Raw genomic sequence first — 16,892 nt, forward strand, 5'->3', positions numbered from 1 at the left:
CCTGCCCGCGTCCCAGCTAAATTCCCCTGGAAAGCGTGCCATGTCGTCGCCCCGCCTCTTACCGCGAGTTTCGCTGGCGGCCATACTTACCCTGATAACCGGCTTCGCCGTGACCGGGCTATTGTTCGTCGCCGTCAGCGCGCTCGAATACAGCAAGCTGGAATTGAGCTTCCAGCAGCGCGGCCATATGCGCACCGCCGCCATCCGGCGCGGCCTGGACGATGCGCTGGAACTGGTCACCACCCTCAACGGCCTGTTCAAGTCGGTGGGCGTGCCCAACCGGGAACAATTCGCTGACTTTACCCGGCCACTGCTGGAACGTTATCCGTTTGTGCAAGCTTTCAATTTCCACCGCGTGATGGATGACGAACAGGCGCGCCGCCACCAGGCCGCGATGCAGGCGCAATATCCCGGCTTCCGGCTGCACGACGCCGGCCAACAGGCGCTGGGTACGCGCCGTCAGCACATCATCGTCGATTATCTGGAGCCACTGGAGGGCAACGAAGCCGCGTTCGGCCTGGACGTAGCCTCGCTGCCGCCGATGGCGCGGGCGATTGCCGATGCGGTCGACCACGGCCAGCCGCGCACCACACCCCTGATGCGGCTGGAACAGGAACGCGCCATGCAACAGGGCTTTGTGATGATGATCCCGCTCTATCGCGCCGGCGCCGACCTCAGCACGGTGGCGCAGCGGCGCGCGGCCTGGATCGGCAACACCAGCGCCGTCATCCGCTCCGGCGACCTGATCCAGAAAGTGCTGCTGGCGGCCGACCTGCTGGACGACAGCGAGCTGCGCTTGCAGGTCTACATCGGCGACAGCATCAGTCCGGCCAACCTGGTCTACAGCCGTGGCCAGCCGGCCGGCGAGGCGCCAGCGCCGCAACCAATGCAACGCTGGCTGGCGTTCGACTACCGCGAACCCTATGTCCGCACCTTCAGCGCCGCCGGCAAGTCCTGGCATGTGCAGGTAACGCCGCTGCCGCGCCCCTTCCTGCCCTCCCACCTGGGCTCGCTGTCGACGCTGATCGGCGGCCTGTTGTTCTCGCTGCTGACGGCGGCTTTCGTCAACTCGCTGGCGCGGCGTTCGCTGCGAGTGCAGCGGCTGGTCGACGAACGCACGCTGGCCCTGAAACGCAGCAACGAGCAGCTGGCCGAGGACGTGGCCGCGCGCAAGCGCACCGAGGAAGCGCTGCAGGAAAGCGAGCACCGCTTCCGCCGCCTGCTGGCGCTGTCGTCGGACTGGTACTGGGAGCAGGACGCGCAATTCCGCTTCACCAACATCAGCGGCGGCTTCTTCCACAAGGGCAAACAAGACCCGCAGCGCTTCGTCGGCAAAACCCGCTGGGAATTGCATCCGGAAATGTGGAACAACCGCTGGGGCCGCGAACACATGGCCACGCTGGAAGCCCATCTGCCGTTCGCCAATCTCGAATATTCGCTGCCCGGTCTGGACGGCCAGACCCACTGGTTCAGCACCGCCGGCGAACCGGTGTTCGACCGCGAGGGCAGCTTCACCGGCTATCGCGGCACCGGCACCGAGATCACCGAGCGCAAGCTGGCCGAACAGCGCATTCAGCACATCGCCCACCATGACGTGCTGACCGGCCTGCCCAACCGCATGCTGCTGCAGGACCGGCTCAGCCAGGCGGTGGCGCTGGCCAACCGCAGCGGCAACTCGCTGTGGGTCATGCTGATCGACCTCGACCGCTTCAAGTTCGTCAACGACAGCATGGGCCACAAGGCTGGCGACCAGTTGCTGAAAACCGTGGCCCATCGGCTGCAGGAAAGCGTGCGCGACAGCGACACCGTGGCGCGCCTGTCAGGCGATGAATTCGTCGCGGTGCTGACCGAATATCCAGACCAGGCGCTATCGCCGGACGTGGCGCAACGCATCATGCAAGCCGTGACCCAGCCGGTGATGTTGGAGGGCAAGGAGTTCTTTGTCACCTGCTCGATCGGGGTCGCGGTGTACGGCTCCGACGGCAGCTCGGCGCAGCGCCTGATCGAACACGCCGACATCGCCATGTACCGCGCCAAAAAGCTGGGCCGCAACAACACCCAGTTTTACGAGCCGACCATGAACGAGGAAGCACGCGAACGGCTGCGCATTGAAAGCGCGCTGCGCAACGCGCTGGAGCGGCGCGAATTCGTGCTGCACTACCAGCCGCAAGTGGACTTGCAGAGCGGCCGCGTGGTCGGCATGGAGGCGCTGCTGCGCTGGCAGCATCCGGAACTGGGCATGGTGGCGCCGCAACGCTTCATCGGCCTGGCCGAGGAAACCGGCATGATCGTGGAAATCGGCGCCTGGGTGTTGCGCACCGCCTGCGCCCAGGCGCGGCAGTGGCAGGACGCCGGCCACGGCGCGCTGCGGGTGGCGGTCAACCTGTCACCGCGCCAGTTCAGCGAACCGCAGCTGGTCAACGCGATCACCGAGGTGCTGGAGCACACCGGCCTGCCGCCGGCCTGCCTCGACATCGAGCTGACCGAGGGGCTGTTCATGCACGACGTGACGCAGGCGGTGGAGTTGCTGCACAAGCTGAAGTCGCTGGGACTGGCGCTGTCGATCGACGATTTCGGCACCGGCTATTCCAGCTTTTCCTACCTGCGCCACTTCCCCATCGACGTGCTGAAGATCGACCGCTCCTTCATCAGCGACATCAACGAGGATGACGAGGCCGCCATCGTGGTGTCCATCATCGCGCTGGCGCACAACCTCAAGCTGCGCGTGATCGCCGAGGGCGTGGAAACCGAAACCCAGGTCAATTACCTGCGTCGCCACGGCTGCGACGAAATCCAGGGCTATTACTTCAGCCGGCCGCTGCCGGTTGAGGAATTTGAACAGTTGCTGCGACAGGGACGCGATCTACAGGCGATGCCGGCCTAGGCTTGCGCTTGCGCGGCTTGGGCGCCAGCATGGTGCCGCTGCAATTGACGGCGCCGCAGCGGCAGGCGAATTCCTTCTTGATGGCCGGCGTGTGACGGCCTTCGTAGATCAGCGGGTAGGAATAATTGAGTTCCTCATCCTTGCTGATATCGTGCAGCGCGTAGATGAAGATGGTGCCGTCCTCTTCCTCGATGGCCTCGCAATTCGGCTCGCAGGAATGGTTGATGAAGCGCGCCTCGTTGCCCTCGTCGCCGCCATCGACCACATTGCCGTTGGACAGGCTGAAAAAGAAGGTGTGATTGTGCGGCCCGCCCTGGCGCTCGGCGCGCAGTTGCGCCTCGTCCCAGCCGATTTCGCGGCCGGCGTACTGGATGATGCGTTCACCTGGTTGAATGTCGCGCTGGGCGAACACGCCGTTACCGTGCACCGACGAGCGTTCGACGCGGTAAGCGGGCGTAAGGGCTGGAACTGACTCTGGCTGAAGGCTGTCGCTGGGCATGGTAATCAGAGTGATCGAAGATCATTCGATTAAACCACAGCGCTTGCGCGGATTCAAATGGATTTACGATACTGATTGCGTGCATAATCCGGCCTCGCTAAAAAATGAGGAATGGATTGTGGATACACGTAAGGCTCTGGACGGTCGCGCCGTCGCCATCATGCTGTTGCTGTGCCTGATATGGAGCTTGCAGCAAATCGGCCTCAAGGCCACCGCGCAGGATGTCACGCCTATCCTGCAAATCGCGCTACGCTCCGGCGCTGCCGCCGTGCTGGTTGGCCTGCTGATGCTGAGCCGGCGCGAAAATTTTGCCGCCGTGCCAGGCGCCTGGCGCCCCGGCCTGCTGGCTGGCTTGCTGTTCGCGCTGGAATACCTGTTGCTGGGCGCCGGCCTGCTGCATACCAGCGCCGGCCACGCCGTGGTGTTCCTCTACACCGGCCCGCTGTTTGCCGCGCTCGGCCTGCATCTGAAACTGCCATCGGAACGGCTGGCGCCGCTGCAATGGCTTGGCATCGGGCTGGCGTTTGCCGGCGTGGCCACCGCGTTCGCACTGCATCCCGGCAGCGACAGCGGCAGCGGCAGCGGCAGCGGCGGCGCCGGCTCGACCCTGCTGGGCGACGCGCTGTGCCTGGCGGCCGGCATCGCCTGGGGCGCCACCACGGTGGTGATCCGCAGTTCCGCGCTGGCCCGCTGCACGCCCACGCAAACGCTGCTGTATCAACTGGTCGGCGCCGGCCTGCTGCTGTTGCTGGCGGCGCTGGCCGTCGGCGGCGCCCACTTCGCGCCGACGCCGCTGGCGCTGGCCAATCTGCTGTTCCAGACCATCGTGGTGTCGTTCATCTCGCTGCTGGCCTGGTTCTGGCTGCTGCGCCATTACCTGGCCTCGCCGTTGGGCGCGTTCTCCTTTATGACGCCGCTGTTCGGCGTGATGCTGGGCGCCCTGCTGCTGGGTGAACACATCAACGCCGGCTTCCTGATCGGCGCCGCGCTGGTGTTGGCCGGCATCCTGCTGGTCAGCGGCCACGCCATGCTGGCACGTCTGCTGAAGCCCGGCGCTAGCCGCCCGTCATCAACTGCCGCATGTGCGGGCAGCGCCCCTCAGCCGCCAGACCGTCGATAACGCCCTGGCGGTCGGCTTGCTGGCGGTTCTGGCTGATCTTCCACTTGCCTTCGATGGCGGCGATCGGGATCTCGACGCCGACGATGGCGCGCAGCTGGCCGGCGATAAAATCGGCCGGCGCGTCATCCACGCTCCATGGTTGTTCGCGTTCACTTTCGAGCTGATCGGTCATCTGGCCGACGTGGGCGCGCAGCCAGTCGGGGTCATCCATCACCTGCGGCGTGCCGCGCGCCTGCACCATGACGAAATTCCAGGTCGGCACCACTTTCTCGTGCTCGACCTTGGATGGATACCATGCTGGCGAGACATAACATTCCGGTCCCTGAAACACCACCAGCGCCTCGCCACCGGCGCGCAAATCGTCCAGCTGGCGGTTGTTGCGGGCCAGATGCGCCCGCAGCACGTCGCCGTGCAGGGTGAACGGAATCAGATTGGCGCTCAGGCCGTGGCTGCCGCTGGTGATCAGCGTGGCCAACGGATGATGGCGGATCAACTGCTGCAGAACCTCGATGCGCTCTTCGCGAAACATGGCGGGACAGTGCATGGCAACTCCTGTTAAAACACCATTGTGCGGTTTAAGCGGCGTATGATGAAGATCCACTTACCGCAAAAATGACTGGTCCAGTATGCCGCGCAAGCCACTCGTGATTGAAATTCCCGCGCTGGGCGCGCTGGATGCCGCGCCGGGCGAAATCGGACGCCGGCTGGCGGAAGCGCTGCGCGGCGCCATCCTCAAGGGCGAGCTCAAGGCGCGGGAGCGAGTGCCGTCCACGCGCAGCCTGGCCGGCTCGCTGGGGCTGGCGCGCGGTACCGTCAGCGTCGCCTACGCCCAGCTGGTTGCCGAAGGCTACCTCGAAGCCCGCATCGGCTCGGCCACCCGCGTCGCCGCCGACCTGCACCGCCTGGCCATCAGCGACGCCACCGACGCCCGCCGCAAACCCGCGCCACGCCGCCCCTCGCCGCCCGCTACCGCTACCGCCAACGCAACGCCACCCGCCACCAGCGCTTACGCCGCGCTGGCCACCCGCCTGTCGGCGCTGCCCTCGGTGCCATTCTCAATCGCCGTCCCTGAAGGCGAAGTGGCGATGGACCACCACTGGCACCGCCTGAGCAAGCGCATCCGCGCCACGCCAGCCGCCGCCCCGTCGGGCTATCCAGACGCCCAAGGCCTGCCCGCGCTGCGCACCGCGCTGGCCGACTACCTGCGCAAATCGCGCGCTGTTGACTGCGATCCCGAGCACATCATCATCACCGAAGGCACCCAGCAAGGTCTCTACCTGGCGGCCAAAGTCCTGCTGCAAGCCGGCGACTTCGCCTGGGCCGAAGACCCGGCCTACAGCGGCCTGACCGCCGTGCTGGAAGATCGCGGCGTGCAAGTGCAGCGGGTGCCGGTAGACCACCAGGGCTTCAACGTCGCCGCCGCGTTGCAAGCCTGCCCGCAAGCCAAGGCCGCCTTCGTCACGCCGTCCCACCAATATCCGATCGGCATGCCACTCAGCATGGCCAGGCGCATCGCCCTGACCGACTGGGCCGCCAGCCACAACCGCTGGATCGTCGAAGACGATTACGACAGCGAACTGCGCTACGCCGGCCAGCCCTTCCCCGCCATGCAAGGGTTGGACCGCGAACGGGTGATCTATCTGGGAACCTTCAGCAAAGTGCTGGCGCCATCGCTGCGGCTGGGCTACATCGTCGCACCCGAGGCACTGGTGGCCGCCTTCACCGGCGCCCGCGCCCTGATCGGACGCGGCTCGCCGCTGAGCGAGCAACACGTCATCGCCACCTATATGCGCGAGGGATATTTTGAAACCCACATCCGCCGCATCCGCAGCCTGTACGGCGAAAAACGCCAGATCCTGATCGATGCCCTGCGGCGCGAACTGCCGGCGTTGCGCATCCAGCCGGCCGACCAGGGCATGCACATCGTCCTGTGGCTGGCGGACGACGTGGCGGTCGCAGCCCGCGCCCAAGCCGCCGGCCTGGCGGTGCGCGCGCTATCACCGATGTGCCACGCCACCCCGCCGCTGTCCGGCCTGATGCTCGGCTTTGGCGGCTACACCGCGCCGCAACTGCAAGCCACCGTCAAGAAGCTGCGCCAGTTGCTGAGCTAGCGCGCCGGTACTGGTCCGGCGTCTGCCCCGCCTGGCGGCGGAACATGCTGATGAACACCGACGGCGACGAATAGCCCAGCGCCAGCGCCACTTGCTTGATGGTCTGACCGGCGTCCAGCGCCTGCATGGCGCGCATGAAGCGCAAGCGCTGCTGCCATTCGCCGAGGCCGATGCCCATCTCGGCCAGGCAACGCCGCTCCAGCGTGCGCTCGGTCAGATGAAACTGCGCCGCCAGCGTTTTGGTCGAGCGCTTGCGCGACAGGTCCGCCTCCACCTCGGCCAGCACCTGCCGCAGCAACGCCGACGATGGCGCCGGCATGTAATCGCGCAGCCGCTGCGCCGATTCAATCTGGTCCAAGGCCACCCGCGCCATGCGTTTCTGCTGCGGAGTCGCCGGCACGCGCACATCGATGCGCGCGAATTCATCCAGGATGGCGCGCAACACCGGGCCGACGGTCAGCGCGCACGGCTCCACCGGCATCCGCGCCGACGCCGCCAGCGACAAGTAGACCGCGCGGTAACTCGCCGCCGTCGCATTCACCGAGGTGTGCGCCATGCCGGGAGGAATCCATACCGCGTACTGTGGCGGCGACAGAAACGATGTGCCCGCAATCGACAAGCTCATCACACCATGCGTCAGGTAGTTCAGCTGGCCCCACGGATGCGTGTGCGAACCCCATTCAGTAGGTTCCAGCTCCAGGTGGCGGAAGTAGATATCCTGACTCAGATCGACGCTGTCGGGAATCGGATGGTGCTGTCGGTTTCGCTGCATGGAATGTCGTATTTCAAGGATATGCAAATAATACGACAAAGCCTACCATGCCTGCATGAACTATCTATTTCCCCTGCTGGCCGCCCTTATCTGGGGTGGCAACACCATCGTCACCAAACTGTGCGCGCAAACGCTGACGCCGATCGAAATCAGCTTTTATCGCTGGCTGCTGGCGGTGCTGGTGCTGACGCCGTTCACCTTGAAACGCGTATGCGCCAATCCCGCCCTGACACGCGGCGTGTTGGCGCGGCTCGCTGTGCTGGGCCTGTTTGGCGGCGTAATCTTTCAATCCATCGCCTACTACGCCGCGCATTACACCAGCGCCACCAATATGGGCATCATGCAGGCGCTGGTGCCGCTGATCGCGCTGCTGCTGTCGATCTTCTTTTTGCGTCATCGGGCCGGCGTGGCGGCGCTGTGCGGGCTGGCGGTGTCGATCAGCGGCGTGGTGCTGGTGGTGTCGCGCGGCGACCTCGGTGCGCTGGTACGGCAAGGTCTGAATCTCGGCGACGCGCTGATGCTGGTCGCGGTGCTGTCGTTCGCGACCTACAGCCTGTTGCTGAATAAATGGAAGCTGGGGGTGCCGCTGGTCGAATCAGCCTACATCCAGGCGTTGGTGGCGACGCTGGCGTTCTTGCCGGCTTATCTGGCCGGCAGCCACCACGCTCTGGGTGTGGCGGACAGCTTTTATGTGGGCTTTGCCGGCGTCGGCGCGTCCATCCTGGCGCCGCTGCTGTGGATGAGCGGAGTCAATCGACTGGGCGCGGCGCGCGTGTCGCTGTTTTTCAATCTGGTGCCGGTGATTACGGCCTTGCTGGCCAGCGTCTTCCTGGCCGAGCACCTGAGCGGCTGGGTGCTCGGCGGCGGCGCGCTGGCCATCGCTGGCGTGGCACTGGCCGAATTCAAGCCTCGCCGGGCGGCTTGAACAAATTTTCCAGATCGGCGCGGGTGGTCGGCTTGCGCACCACGCCTTTGCGACCGGTGTATTCTTCCTCAATATTGTCGCGATAGTAGCTCCAGGCCGCGCCGGAGCTGGATAGCTTGCGCCACACCTCGTTGCCCACGCCGGAATAATCGATGGCCGTGCCGTCGTCAAACTCCACCCGCAACAGCTTGTCGCGCGGGTCGTAGCCGATGGCCCGCAGCTTACCCGCATTGATGCGCTTCATTTCCATGCCGGCCTCCCCTCAGATTAAGTACTGCCGCGCTGCAGCAACTGGAAACCGGTATCGGTCAGGCTGCCCACCGCCTTGCCCTCCAACCGGTCCAGTATCGCTTGCGCCGCCACACGTCCGATATTAGCGCCATCGACGCGTACAGTCGATAGCGGCGGATAGGTATGCGCGGCAAACGACAAATCGCCAAAGCCGACCACCGCCAGCTGCTCCGGCACTTTGATGCCGCGCGCGATGGCCTCGGTCAGCACGCCGTGCGCCAGTGTGTCGGAACTGCACACCACCGCCTGCACGTCCGGACAGCTGGCCAGCAGCGCCGCCATGCCGTCGCGCCCTAGCGCGAAGGTCGAGGGCAAGGGCATGATCTGCAGCGCCGCCACTTCCACCCCGTGCTTGGCCAGCCCGGCCTGCAAACCCTGGTTGCGGCGCGCCGCGCGCGGGTCCTGCACCGCCAGGATGGCGATGCGCTTGTAGCCGCGCTCCAGCAGGTGCTGGGCGATCGCGTGGCCCACCTCCTCGTGCGAAAAGCCGACCATCATGTCGATCGGCGACGGCGTCAAATCCCAGGCTTCCACCACCGGCACCTGCGCCGCTTGCAGACGGCGCCGGGTGCTGTCCGTGTGCAGCGAACCGGTCAGGATGACGCCGTCCGGACGACGGCTGAGAATGGTCTCCACCAGCAATTCCTCGCGCCACGCCTCGTAGCTGGACAGGCCCAGCATCACCTGATAACCGGCGGCGGTCAAATGGTCGCTGGCGGCCTGCACCATGTCAGCAAAAATCGGCGTGGAAATGGTCGGCAGCACCAGCGACACCAGCCTGCTGCGGCTGGACGCCAGCGCGCCGGCCATCATGTTCTTGACGTAGCCGGTCTGCTGCACCGCCGCCTGCACCTTGGCCACCGTGTTCGGCCGCACCAGCTGTGGCTGGTTCAGCGCGCGCGACACCGTAATTGGCGACACTCCGGCCACCCGCGCCACGTCAGCCAGCGTGGCGCCGCTCACCGGCACCTCGCCGCCGGCGGTGCGCAAGGTGCGCATTTCAGTCTTGTCCATGATGCACTCTGATAGAAAACGATATGACATTGTAGCATCACACATCATTTTCTATCATTTTTAAAATTGTGCCGAGGCGCAGTTTTCTCTTGAAATGCCTTGGATACAGGACTAAGATTGCAAATGACAGCGCAATCATTTATGGAGACATCATGACCCAACACACCACCGACACCCCACGCATCGTAGCCATGCGCGTGATCCCGGTCGCCGGCCGCGACAGCATGCTGCTGAACCTGAGCGGCGCCCACGGCCCCTACTTCACCCGCAACATCGTCATCCTGACCGACAGCCTGGGCAACAACGGCGTCGGTGAAGTGCCGGGTGGCGAGAAAATCCGCCAGACGCTGGAAGATGCTCGCGATCTGGTGCTGAATCAGCCGATCGGCAACTACAACGCCATCCTGAACGCCGCCCGCAGCGCCTTTGCCGACCGCGACGCCGGCGGCCGCGGCCTGCAAACCTTCGACCTGCGCATTGCCGTGCACGCCATCACCGCGCTGGAAGCGGCGCTGCTGGACCTGGTCGGCCAATTCCTGCACGTGCCGGTGGCCGCCCTGTTGGGCGAAGGCCAGCAACGCAGCGAAGTGGAAATGCTAGGCTATCTGTTCTACGTCGGCGACCGCAAGGCCACCAACCTGCCCTACGATGAAGCGCCGGATGAAAAAGACACCTGGTTGCGCATCCGCCACGAACAGGCGGTGACGCCGGAAGCGGTAGTGCGCCTGGCCGAAGCCGCGTATGAGCGTTATGGCTTCAACGACTTCAAGCTGAAAGGCGGCGTGTTCCGTGGCGAGGAAGAAATCGAAGCCGTCACCGCCATCCACGAACGCTTCCCGCAAGCGCGCGTGACGCTGGACCCGAACGGCGGCTGGCTGCTGAAAGATGCGATCCGCCTGTGCCGCGACCAGGGCGACGTGCTGGCCTACGCCGAAGATCCATGCGGCGCCGAGAACGGTTTCTCCGGCCGCGAAGTGATGGCCGAATTCCGCCGCGCCACCGGCCTGCTGACCGCCACCAATATGATCGCCACCGACTGGCGCGAAATGCGGCACGCGATCCAGCTGCAATCGGTCGACATTCCACTGGCCGATCCACACTTCTGGACCATGCAAGGTTCGGTGCGCGTCGCCCAGATGTGCCATGAGTGGGGCCTGACCTGGGGTTCGCACTCGAACAACCACTTCGATGTTTCGCTGGCCATGTTCACCCACGTCGCGGCGGCGGCACCTGGCAACATCACCGCCATCGACACCCACTGGATCTGGCAGGACGGCCAACATCTGACCAAGAATCCGCTGCAAATCAAGGGCGGCATGGTGCAGGTGCCGACCAAGGGCGGCCTCGGCGTCGAACTGGACATGGACGCGGTCGAACGTGCCCACGAGCTGTACAAGAACATGGGACTGGGCGCGCGCGACGATGCGATGGCGATGCAGTTCCTGATCCCTGGCTGGAAGTTCAACAACAAAATGCCTTGCATGGTTCGCTAATAATAAAACCAGAACTAGAACAAGGAGACAAGCATGAATACCGCAGCAACAACAAATGGCGCCGCCGTGGCCGCGCCGACCGTGCTGGACACGGCCGTCAGCAAGGTCAAGTGGCGCATCCTGCCGCTGTTCGTGGTGATGTTCATCGCGAACTATATCGACCGCGTCAACATCGGCTTCGTCCGCAGCCACCTGGAAAAAGACCTCGGCATCGGCGCCGCCGCGTTCGGCTTTGGCGCCGGGGTGTTCTTCCTGGCCTACGCACTGTTTGAAGTGCCGTCCAACATCCTGCAACAACGCTTCGGCGCCAAGGCATGGCTGACCCGCATCATGGCCAGCTGGGGCGTGGTCGCCACCGGCATGGCCTTTGTGCAGGGCGAAACCTCGTTCTACGTGATGCGCTTCCTGCTCGGCGTGGCCGAAGCCGGCTTCTTCCCCGGCGTGGTCTACTACTTCACGCAGTGGCTGCCGAACCGCGAACGCGGCAAGGCGATGGCGATCTTCCTCAGCGGCTCGGCGCTGGCGTCGGTGATCTCCGGTCCGCTGTCCGGCGCGCTGCTGTCGATTCAGGGCGGCAGCTTCCATGGCTGGCAGTGGATGTTCATCATCGAAGGCCTGGCATCGGTGGCGCTGTGCTTCGTGGTGTGGTTCTTCCTCGACTCCAGGCCAGAAGACGCCAAGTGGCTAACCCACGAAGAGCGCGCCGAACTGGCGGCCGTCATCGCAACCGAGAAGAAAGAGCGCGACGCCAACAAGCCGCCCCACGCCAGCATGTTCACGCTGCTCAAGGATGGCCGCATCGCGCTGTTCTGCTTCATCTACTTCGCGATTCAGCTGACCATTTACGGCGCCACCTTCTGGCTGCCCTCCATCATCAAGAAGATGGGCCACTTCTCGGAATTCCAGATCGGCCTGTTCAACTCGATTCCGTGGATTATCTCGATCGCGGCCATGTATATGTTTGCCTCGCTGGCGCAGAAGTATCGCCATCAACAGGCGTGGGTGGCGGTGGCGCTGATTGTGGCGGCGTGTGGCATGTTTGCCTCCACCACCGGCGGCCCGGTGTTCGCGTTCGTGGCGATCTGCTTCGCTGGCATCGGTTTCAAGGCGGCCTCGTCGCTGTTCTGGCCGATTCCGCAGGGCTATCTGGACAGCCGCATCGCCGCCGCCGTGATCGCGCTGATTAATTCGCTGGGCAATCTGGGCGGCTTCGTGGCGCCGGCCACCTTCGGCTACCTGGAACAGAAAACCGGTTCGATCCAGGGCGGCTTGTATGCGCTGGCCGCCGCCTCGGTGATCGCCGCCGGGCTGGTATTCCTGACCCGCCGCCAACGCTAACCTCCCCTTCTTCGTCTCTCCCCATTTGCTCCCCGCGCCGTCACCGGCCCGGGGAGTTTCTTTTTTCCGACAAACCACCTATCAGTTTGCCACGCTCAATCGGAGATAGCAGGTATCACGGATTACGGCTTGGGAATTTTTATACAGCCTGCCTATACTCGATTCGCAGACCTGAAGAACAGGCAGGCCGGGCCACCGGCCAATAAAAAGGAGACTATAAATGCACGTACCTCGCACCACGTCGGCGATTGGTTCGCTGACCCTGCTTTCCATGAGCCTCGCTACCATCTGGCATCCCGCCCACGCCCAGAGTGGCGACCACAACGCCAGCCCTGAAATCGAAACCGTCGTCGTCACCGCGCAAAAACGCAGCCAGAGCATCAAGGAAGTGCCGGTGGCGATCACCGTCATCAATGCCGCCGCGCTGGAACGCGCCGGCGTCAAAGACATCAGCGACCTGGCCAAGACCGCCGCCTCGCTGGAATTTGGCGACCAGGCCACCGGCGGCGCCGGCGGCAGTGCCTCGATCCGTGGCGTCGGCACCTCGGTGTTCACGCTGTCGGCGGAAAGCTCGGTGGGCGTGGTGATCGACGGCGTGCCGCAAGGCGCCACCGCCAGCGGCCTGATGCTGGACATGGCGCGGGTAGAAGTGCTGCGTGGTCCGCAGGGCACGCTGTTCGGCAAGAACGCCTCGGCCGGGGTGCTGAACATGGCGACCCAGCAGCCCATCATCGGCGACCGCAGCGCCAGCGTGCAAGTCGAATACAAGGGCAACCATGGCGAAGCCGTGCGCACCACCGGCAACGTCCCGCTCAACGATATTTCGGCGCTGCGCATCTCGGCGCTGGCCGAGCGCAACGACGGGGTGTATCACAATGTCCACACCGGCAAGGACAGCGAAACCACCAACGCCGGCGCGCGCCTGCGCTATCTGTTGCAGCCGAATCGCGACGTCACCATCAATGTGATTGGTGAGGCGTCCAACACGCGCAGCGAAAACGCGGTGTTCTTCGCGCCAGCCGTCGCCTACAGCAGCAACACCGCCGGCAACCACAACGCACTGGCCGAATTCGCCGCCTGTGGCGTGACCGTCTCCAAGACCAACAACCAGGTCTGCTCCGATGGCGCCGAGCTGAATCGCTCCCAGGTGCGCGGCCTGTCCGGCCAGATCGACTGGAGCCTGGCCAGCGGCGCCACGCTGACCTCGATCACCGCCTACCGCAAGCGCGACATGGGGCCGAACGACACCACCATCGATATGTCGGAAGGCTACGACAAGGTGCGCAACCACGATCCGTACCAGAACTACAAACAGTTCTCGCAGGAGCTGCGCATCGCCTCGCCAGCCAAGCAGACGCTGGAATACGTCGGCGGCCTGTTCTATGCCGATTCGTCCAACCAGAAGAGTTCGACCACCACGATTTACCCGAACCCGGTGCTGCCATCGCCGCCGGTGCCGCGCTCGATCGCCACCGACAATGTGCAGGCCGCCAAGCTGACCAGCAAAGCGCTGTTCGGCCAGGCCACCTACCATGTCACCGACGCCAGCGCCGTGATCGCCGGCCTGCGCTATACGCGCGATTCGGTGTCGGCGCAGTACACGCAAAGCAGTGTGGTCAGCTTCGACGGCTTCTCGGTACCGGCCACGGTCAAATCGTCCAGCGGCGATGCCAGCCAGTCGAATGTGTCCGGCAAAGTGGGCCTGCAACACACGCTGTCGCGCGACGTCAACCTGTACACCACGCTCAGCCGTGGCTACAAGGGACCGCAGATCGATAACGACACGCCGATCAATCAGGCCGCCGCCGCCGGCAGCTTCCAGGGCTACACCGTCAAGCCGGAAATCCCGACCAGCGTGGAGCTGGGTTCCAAGCTGTCGTTCCTGAACCGCCGCCTGGATGTGGACATGGCCGTGTTCCACACCAAGATCAAGGACTTCCAGGAGCAGAACTGCACGCTGACTTCGGTGGGCTCGCTGAGCTGCATTCCGCTGAATGTGCCGAACGTGGTCACCAAAGGCTTTGAGGCCGATGTCCGCGCGCGGCCGCTGCCGGAACTGCAGTTGGGCATGAGCATGGCGGTGATTCTGGATACCGCTTATCCGGCCGGCTTCATCTTCGACAACAACAACGTCGGCGGCCAGCGCCTGCTGTATTCGCCGCGCAACAAGGTGACGTTCAACGGCGACTACAGCTGGGAACTGCCGGGTGATTATCAGCTGAAGCTGGGCGGCGATCTGGTCTACAAGAGCCGCGTCCGCTACTGCAATTCGCTGGCCCTGGAGTGCGGCTTCGGCGGCCACTCGATCGCATCGCTGCGGCTGGCGCTGCGTTCGCCAGATGACAAATGGGGCATCGAGCTGTATGGCCGCAACCTGGCCGACAAGCGGGTGCCGAACGCCATCATCTATCCGCTGCCGGGCAAAGGCGCCGGTTCGGGCTTTGCCTACAGTCTGGGTGAAAACTCGTTCCGTCGCATCGGCGTCTCGCTGGACTACCGGATGTGAGGCGTGGCCATCCCCGGCCTCACGCCGGGGATGGCTTATTTCTTGCGATTGCCGTGCACCATCTGGCGCGCCTGCTTGCGCAGCAGCGCCTGCTCCCAGCGCTGTTTCTGCTCTTCGTTCTCCGGCACCAGCGCCGGCACCTTGACCGGCTTGCGGTCGGAATCCACCGCCACCATCGTGAAGTAGCAGCTATTGGCATGGCGCACCAGGCGCTGCTGGATATTCTCGGTCACCACGCGAATCCCGACTTCCATCGAGGTGTTGCCGGTGTAGTTGATCGAGGCCAGGAAGGTGACCAGCTCGCCAACGTGGATCGGTTGCAGGAACATCACCTGGTCCACCGACAGCGTCACCACATAGCTGCCCGAATAGCGGCTGGCGCAAGCATAGGCCACGCTGTCGAGGTATTTGAGGATGGTGCCGCCGTGGACGTTGCCTGAGAAATTAGCCATATCCGGTGTCATCAGCACGGTCATGCTCAGTTCGTGCGCCACCCAGTTCATCGGTTTTTCCATTGCATAGCTCCTTGTTGTCGTTGCTGCCATGCTAGCCGGTAAGCTTGTCATTCGCAAATACTTGTCAAAAAGCTGTATGCTTTGCGCTTCTCTTCAAGGAGCGCCCATGAAATGGACAACCCTGGCCGCCGGCATCCTGCTCGGCTTGGCCGCCAATGCGCACGCCGCGCTCAGTGCCGATCAGGTGCAAACCTTCACGCTGGCCAACGGCATGAAATTCATCGTGCTGGAATCGCACGCCATCCCCAACGCCAATATGTACACCTTCTGGAAGGTTGGCTCGCGCAATGAGGCGCCCGGCATTACCGGCCTGTCGCACTTCTTCGAGCACATGATGTTCAACGGCTCGCAGCATTACGGCCCGAAAATGTTCGACCGCACCATGGAAGCCAAGGGCGGCTCCAACAACGCCTATACCACCAGCGACATGACGGTGTATCAGGACTGGTTCCCGGCCTCGTCACTGGAAACGATTTTCACGCTGGAGAGCGACCGCATCGCGCATCTGAGCATCGATCCGAAGATGGTGGCCAGCGAACGCGGTGTGGTGCTGTCGGAGCGCAGCACCGGGTTGGAAAACTCCAATGCGCGCGCGCTGCGCGAACAAATCAACAGCGCGGCCTTTTCGGCGCATCCGTATTCATGGCCGGTGATCGGCCATGAATCCGACATCAAGGCATGGACTCAGGAAGATTTGCAGCGCTACTTCCAGACCTACTATGCGCCCAACAATGCGGTGGCGGTGATCGTGGGCGACGTCAAGACCGAACAGGTGAAGCAGCTGGCCACCAAATACTTCGGCGCGATTCCAAAACGGGCGCTGCCGCCGGCGGTGCGTACCGTGGAGCCGCCGCAGAAAGGCGAGCGCCGCGTATTCGTGGCCAAGGAGTCGGCCACCGCCGCCACGCTGACCGTCGCGTACAAAATCCCGCAAGCGAATGATCCCGATTACTACGCGCTGGACGTGCTGCAAACCCTGCTGGCCGGTGGCAAGACCTCGCGCCTGTACAAAGCGCTGGTAGAGAAGCAACTGGCCACGCAGCTCGGCATCCAGAGCCTGGAGGGCTTTGACCCCGGCCTGCTGTATGTGTCGGCGGTAGCGGTGCCCAAAGTCGATCCGGCCAAGCTGGAGCAGGCGCTGCTGGCCGAGATCGACAAACTGGTCAAGGATGGCGTCAGCGACGACGAGCTGCAAAAGGTGAAGAACCAGAAGTTGATCGACCTGTACCGCGAACAGGAAACCATCAACGGCAAGGCCCAGCAGCTGGGCAATTACGAGCTGCTGTTTGGCGATTACCGCAAAATGTTCGACGCGCCAGCCGCCTACCAGAAGCTGACCCCGGCCGATATCCAGGCCGCGGCCGCCAAATACCTGAAGAAATCGCAGCGCACCGTCGGCGTGCTGGCCGCGAAGGAGGATTGAT

Annotated in this window: 14 protein-coding genes; 8 read left to right on the plus strand and 6 right to left on the minus strand. The window is 64.0% G+C overall.

Annotation, left to right across the window (positions count from 1 at the left end):
* The first annotated feature begins 40 nt into the window (after positions 1–40).
* On the plus strand, positions 41–2,884 hold the full coding sequence (locus GJ699_RS22970) for a bifunctional diguanylate cyclase/phosphodiesterase (protein WP_154380691.1): 2,844 nt from the start codon (positions 41–43) through the stop codon (positions 2,882–2,884).
* Here GJ699_RS22970 and GJ699_RS22975 read toward each other — a convergent pair.
* A complete protein-coding gene (locus GJ699_RS22975) occupies positions 2,808–3,383 on the minus strand; it encodes an SET domain-containing protein (RefSeq protein WP_154380693.1) in 576 nt (191 codons plus the stop codon). The genes GJ699_RS22970 and GJ699_RS22975 overlap by 77 nt on opposite strands.
* A 118-nt stretch (positions 3,384–3,501) precedes the next feature.
* On the opposite strand from GJ699_RS22975, the gene GJ699_RS22980 reads away from it, so the two are divergent.
* Entirely contained in the window at positions 3,502–4,503 is a 1,002-nt protein-coding gene (locus GJ699_RS22980; protein ID WP_371867639.1) for a DMT family transporter, read from the plus strand.
* Here the strand turns inward: GJ699_RS22980 and GJ699_RS22985 are convergent.
* Entirely contained in the window at positions 4,439–5,047 is a 609-nt protein-coding gene (locus GJ699_RS22985) for an FMN-binding negative transcriptional regulator (protein ID WP_154380697.1), read from the minus strand. The genes GJ699_RS22980 and GJ699_RS22985 overlap by 65 nt on opposite strands.
* A gap of 82 nt (positions 5,048–5,129) precedes the next feature.
* Between GJ699_RS22985 and pdxR the strand changes: the two genes are divergently transcribed.
* Positions 5,130–6,614 carry a MocR-like pyridoxine biosynthesis transcription factor PdxR gene (gene pdxR, locus GJ699_RS22990; protein WP_154380699.1) on the plus strand — a complete coding sequence of 495 codons (1,485 nt, stop codon included), beginning with the start codon at positions 5,130–5,132 and terminating at the stop codon, positions 6,612–6,614.
* On the opposite strand, the gene GJ699_RS22995 is transcribed toward pdxR, so the two are convergent.
* Positions 6,586–7,386 carry an AraC family transcriptional regulator gene (locus GJ699_RS22995; RefSeq protein ID WP_154380701.1) on the minus strand — a complete coding sequence of 267 codons (801 nt, stop codon included), beginning with the start codon at positions 7,384–7,386 and terminating at the stop codon, positions 6,586–6,588. The genes pdxR and GJ699_RS22995 overlap by 29 nt on opposite strands.
* A gap of 55 nt (positions 7,387–7,441) precedes the next feature.
* Here GJ699_RS22995 and GJ699_RS23000 point away from each other — a divergent pair, with 55 nt between their 5' ends.
* Positions 7,442–8,311, plus strand: a complete 870-nt coding sequence (locus tag GJ699_RS23000) for a DMT family transporter (RefSeq protein ID WP_154380703.1) — start codon at positions 7,442–7,444, stop codon at positions 8,309–8,311.
* Here the strand turns inward: GJ699_RS23000 and GJ699_RS23005 are convergent.
* A complete protein-coding gene (locus GJ699_RS23005; RefSeq protein WP_154380705.1) occupies positions 8,289–8,561 on the minus strand; it encodes a KTSC domain-containing protein in 273 nt (90 codons plus the stop codon). The genes GJ699_RS23000 and GJ699_RS23005 overlap by 23 nt on opposite strands.
* A 17-nt stretch (positions 8,562–8,578) precedes the next feature.
* Positions 8,579–9,616, minus strand: a complete 1,038-nt coding sequence (locus GJ699_RS23010; RefSeq protein WP_154380707.1) for a LacI family DNA-binding transcriptional regulator — start codon at positions 9,614–9,616, stop codon at positions 8,579–8,581.
* A gap of 152 nt (positions 9,617–9,768) precedes the next feature.
* Between GJ699_RS23010 and gudD the strand changes: the two genes are divergently transcribed.
* The 3 genes from gudD to GJ699_RS23025 all read left to right on the plus strand — a co-directional run bounded on the left by gudD (position 9,769) and on the right by GJ699_RS23025 (position 14,953).
* Positions 9,769–11,109: a glucarate dehydratase gene (gudD, locus tag GJ699_RS23015; protein WP_154380709.1), complete on the plus strand. Its 1,341-nt coding sequence runs from the start codon at positions 9,769–9,771 to the stop codon at positions 11,107–11,109.
* A gap of 33 nt (positions 11,110–11,142) precedes the next feature.
* Positions 11,143–12,447 (plus strand): MFS transporter, encoded by a 1,305-nt coding sequence (locus GJ699_RS23020; protein ID WP_154380711.1) that lies wholly within the window; start codon positions 11,143–11,145, stop codon positions 12,445–12,447.
* 220 nt (positions 12,448–12,667) lie between these two features.
* On the plus strand, positions 12,668–14,953 hold the full coding sequence (locus tag GJ699_RS23025) for a TonB-dependent receptor (RefSeq protein WP_154380713.1): 2,286 nt from the start codon (positions 12,668–12,670) through the stop codon (positions 14,951–14,953).
* 35 nt (positions 14,954–14,988) lie between these two features.
* Here the strand turns inward: GJ699_RS23025 and GJ699_RS23030 are convergent, their stop codons facing one another.
* Positions 14,989–15,456, minus strand: a complete 468-nt coding sequence (locus GJ699_RS23030; protein ID WP_154380897.1) for an acyl-CoA thioesterase — start codon at positions 15,454–15,456, stop codon at positions 14,989–14,991.
* A 118-nt stretch (positions 15,457–15,574) separates the two neighbouring features.
* On the opposite strand from GJ699_RS23030, the gene GJ699_RS23035 reads away from it, so the two are divergent.
* Entirely contained in the window at positions 15,575–16,891 is a 1,317-nt protein-coding gene (locus tag GJ699_RS23035) for a M16 family metallopeptidase (protein ID WP_154380715.1), read from the plus strand.
* The last annotated feature ends 1 nt before the right edge of the window (position 16,892 follow it).

The organism is Duganella guangzhouensis (assembly GCF_009674535.1).
Taxonomy (GTDB): domain Bacteria; phylum Pseudomonadota; class Gammaproteobacteria; order Burkholderiales; family Burkholderiaceae_D; genus Rugamonas; species Rugamonas guangzhouensis.

Excerpts from the sequence above, each read along its gene's own strand:
- gudD (WP_154380709.1), top strand. The coding sequence starts at position 9,769 with ATGACCCAACACACCACCGACACCCCACGCATCGTAGCCATGCGCGTG.
- GJ699_RS23030 (WP_154380897.1), bottom strand. The coding sequence starts at position 15,456 with ATGAACTGGGTGGCGCACGAACTGAGCATGACCGTGCTGATGACACCG.
- GJ699_RS23000 (WP_154380703.1), top strand. The coding sequence starts at position 7,442 with ATGAACTATCTATTTCCCCTGCTGGCCGCCCTTATCTGGGGTGGCAAC.
- GJ699_RS22985 (WP_154380697.1), bottom strand. The coding sequence starts at position 5,047 with ATGCACTGTCCCGCCATGTTTCGCGAAGAGCGCATCGAGGTTCTGCAG.
- GJ699_RS22975 (WP_154380693.1), bottom strand. The coding sequence starts at position 3,383 with ATGCCCAGCGACAGCCTTCAGCCAGAGTCAGTTCCAGCCCTTACGCCC.
- GJ699_RS22995 (WP_154380701.1), bottom strand. The coding sequence starts at position 7,386 with ATGCAGCGAAACCGACAGCACCATCCGATTCCCGACAGCGTCGATCTG.
- GJ699_RS23025 (WP_154380713.1), top strand. The coding sequence starts at position 12,668 with ATGCACGTACCTCGCACCACGTCGGCGATTGGTTCGCTGACCCTGCTT.
- pdxR (WP_154380699.1), top strand. The coding sequence starts at position 5,130 with ATGCCGCGCAAGCCACTCGTGATTGAAATTCCCGCGCTGGGCGCGCTG.
- GJ699_RS23010 (WP_154380707.1), bottom strand. The coding sequence starts at position 9,616 with ATGGACAAGACTGAAATGCGCACCTTGCGCACCGCCGGCGGCGAGGTG.
- GJ699_RS22970 (WP_154380691.1), top strand. The coding sequence starts at position 41 with ATGTCGTCGCCCCGCCTCTTACCGCGAGTTTCGCTGGCGGCCATACTT.
- GJ699_RS23020 (WP_154380711.1), top strand. The coding sequence starts at position 11,143 with ATGAATACCGCAGCAACAACAAATGGCGCCGCCGTGGCCGCGCCGACC.
- GJ699_RS23005 (WP_154380705.1), bottom strand. The coding sequence starts at position 8,561 with ATGGAAATGAAGCGCATCAATGCGGGTAAGCTGCGGGCCATCGGCTAC.
- GJ699_RS23035 (WP_154380715.1), top strand. The coding sequence starts at position 15,575 with ATGAAATGGACAACCCTGGCCGCCGGCATCCTGCTCGGCTTGGCCGCC.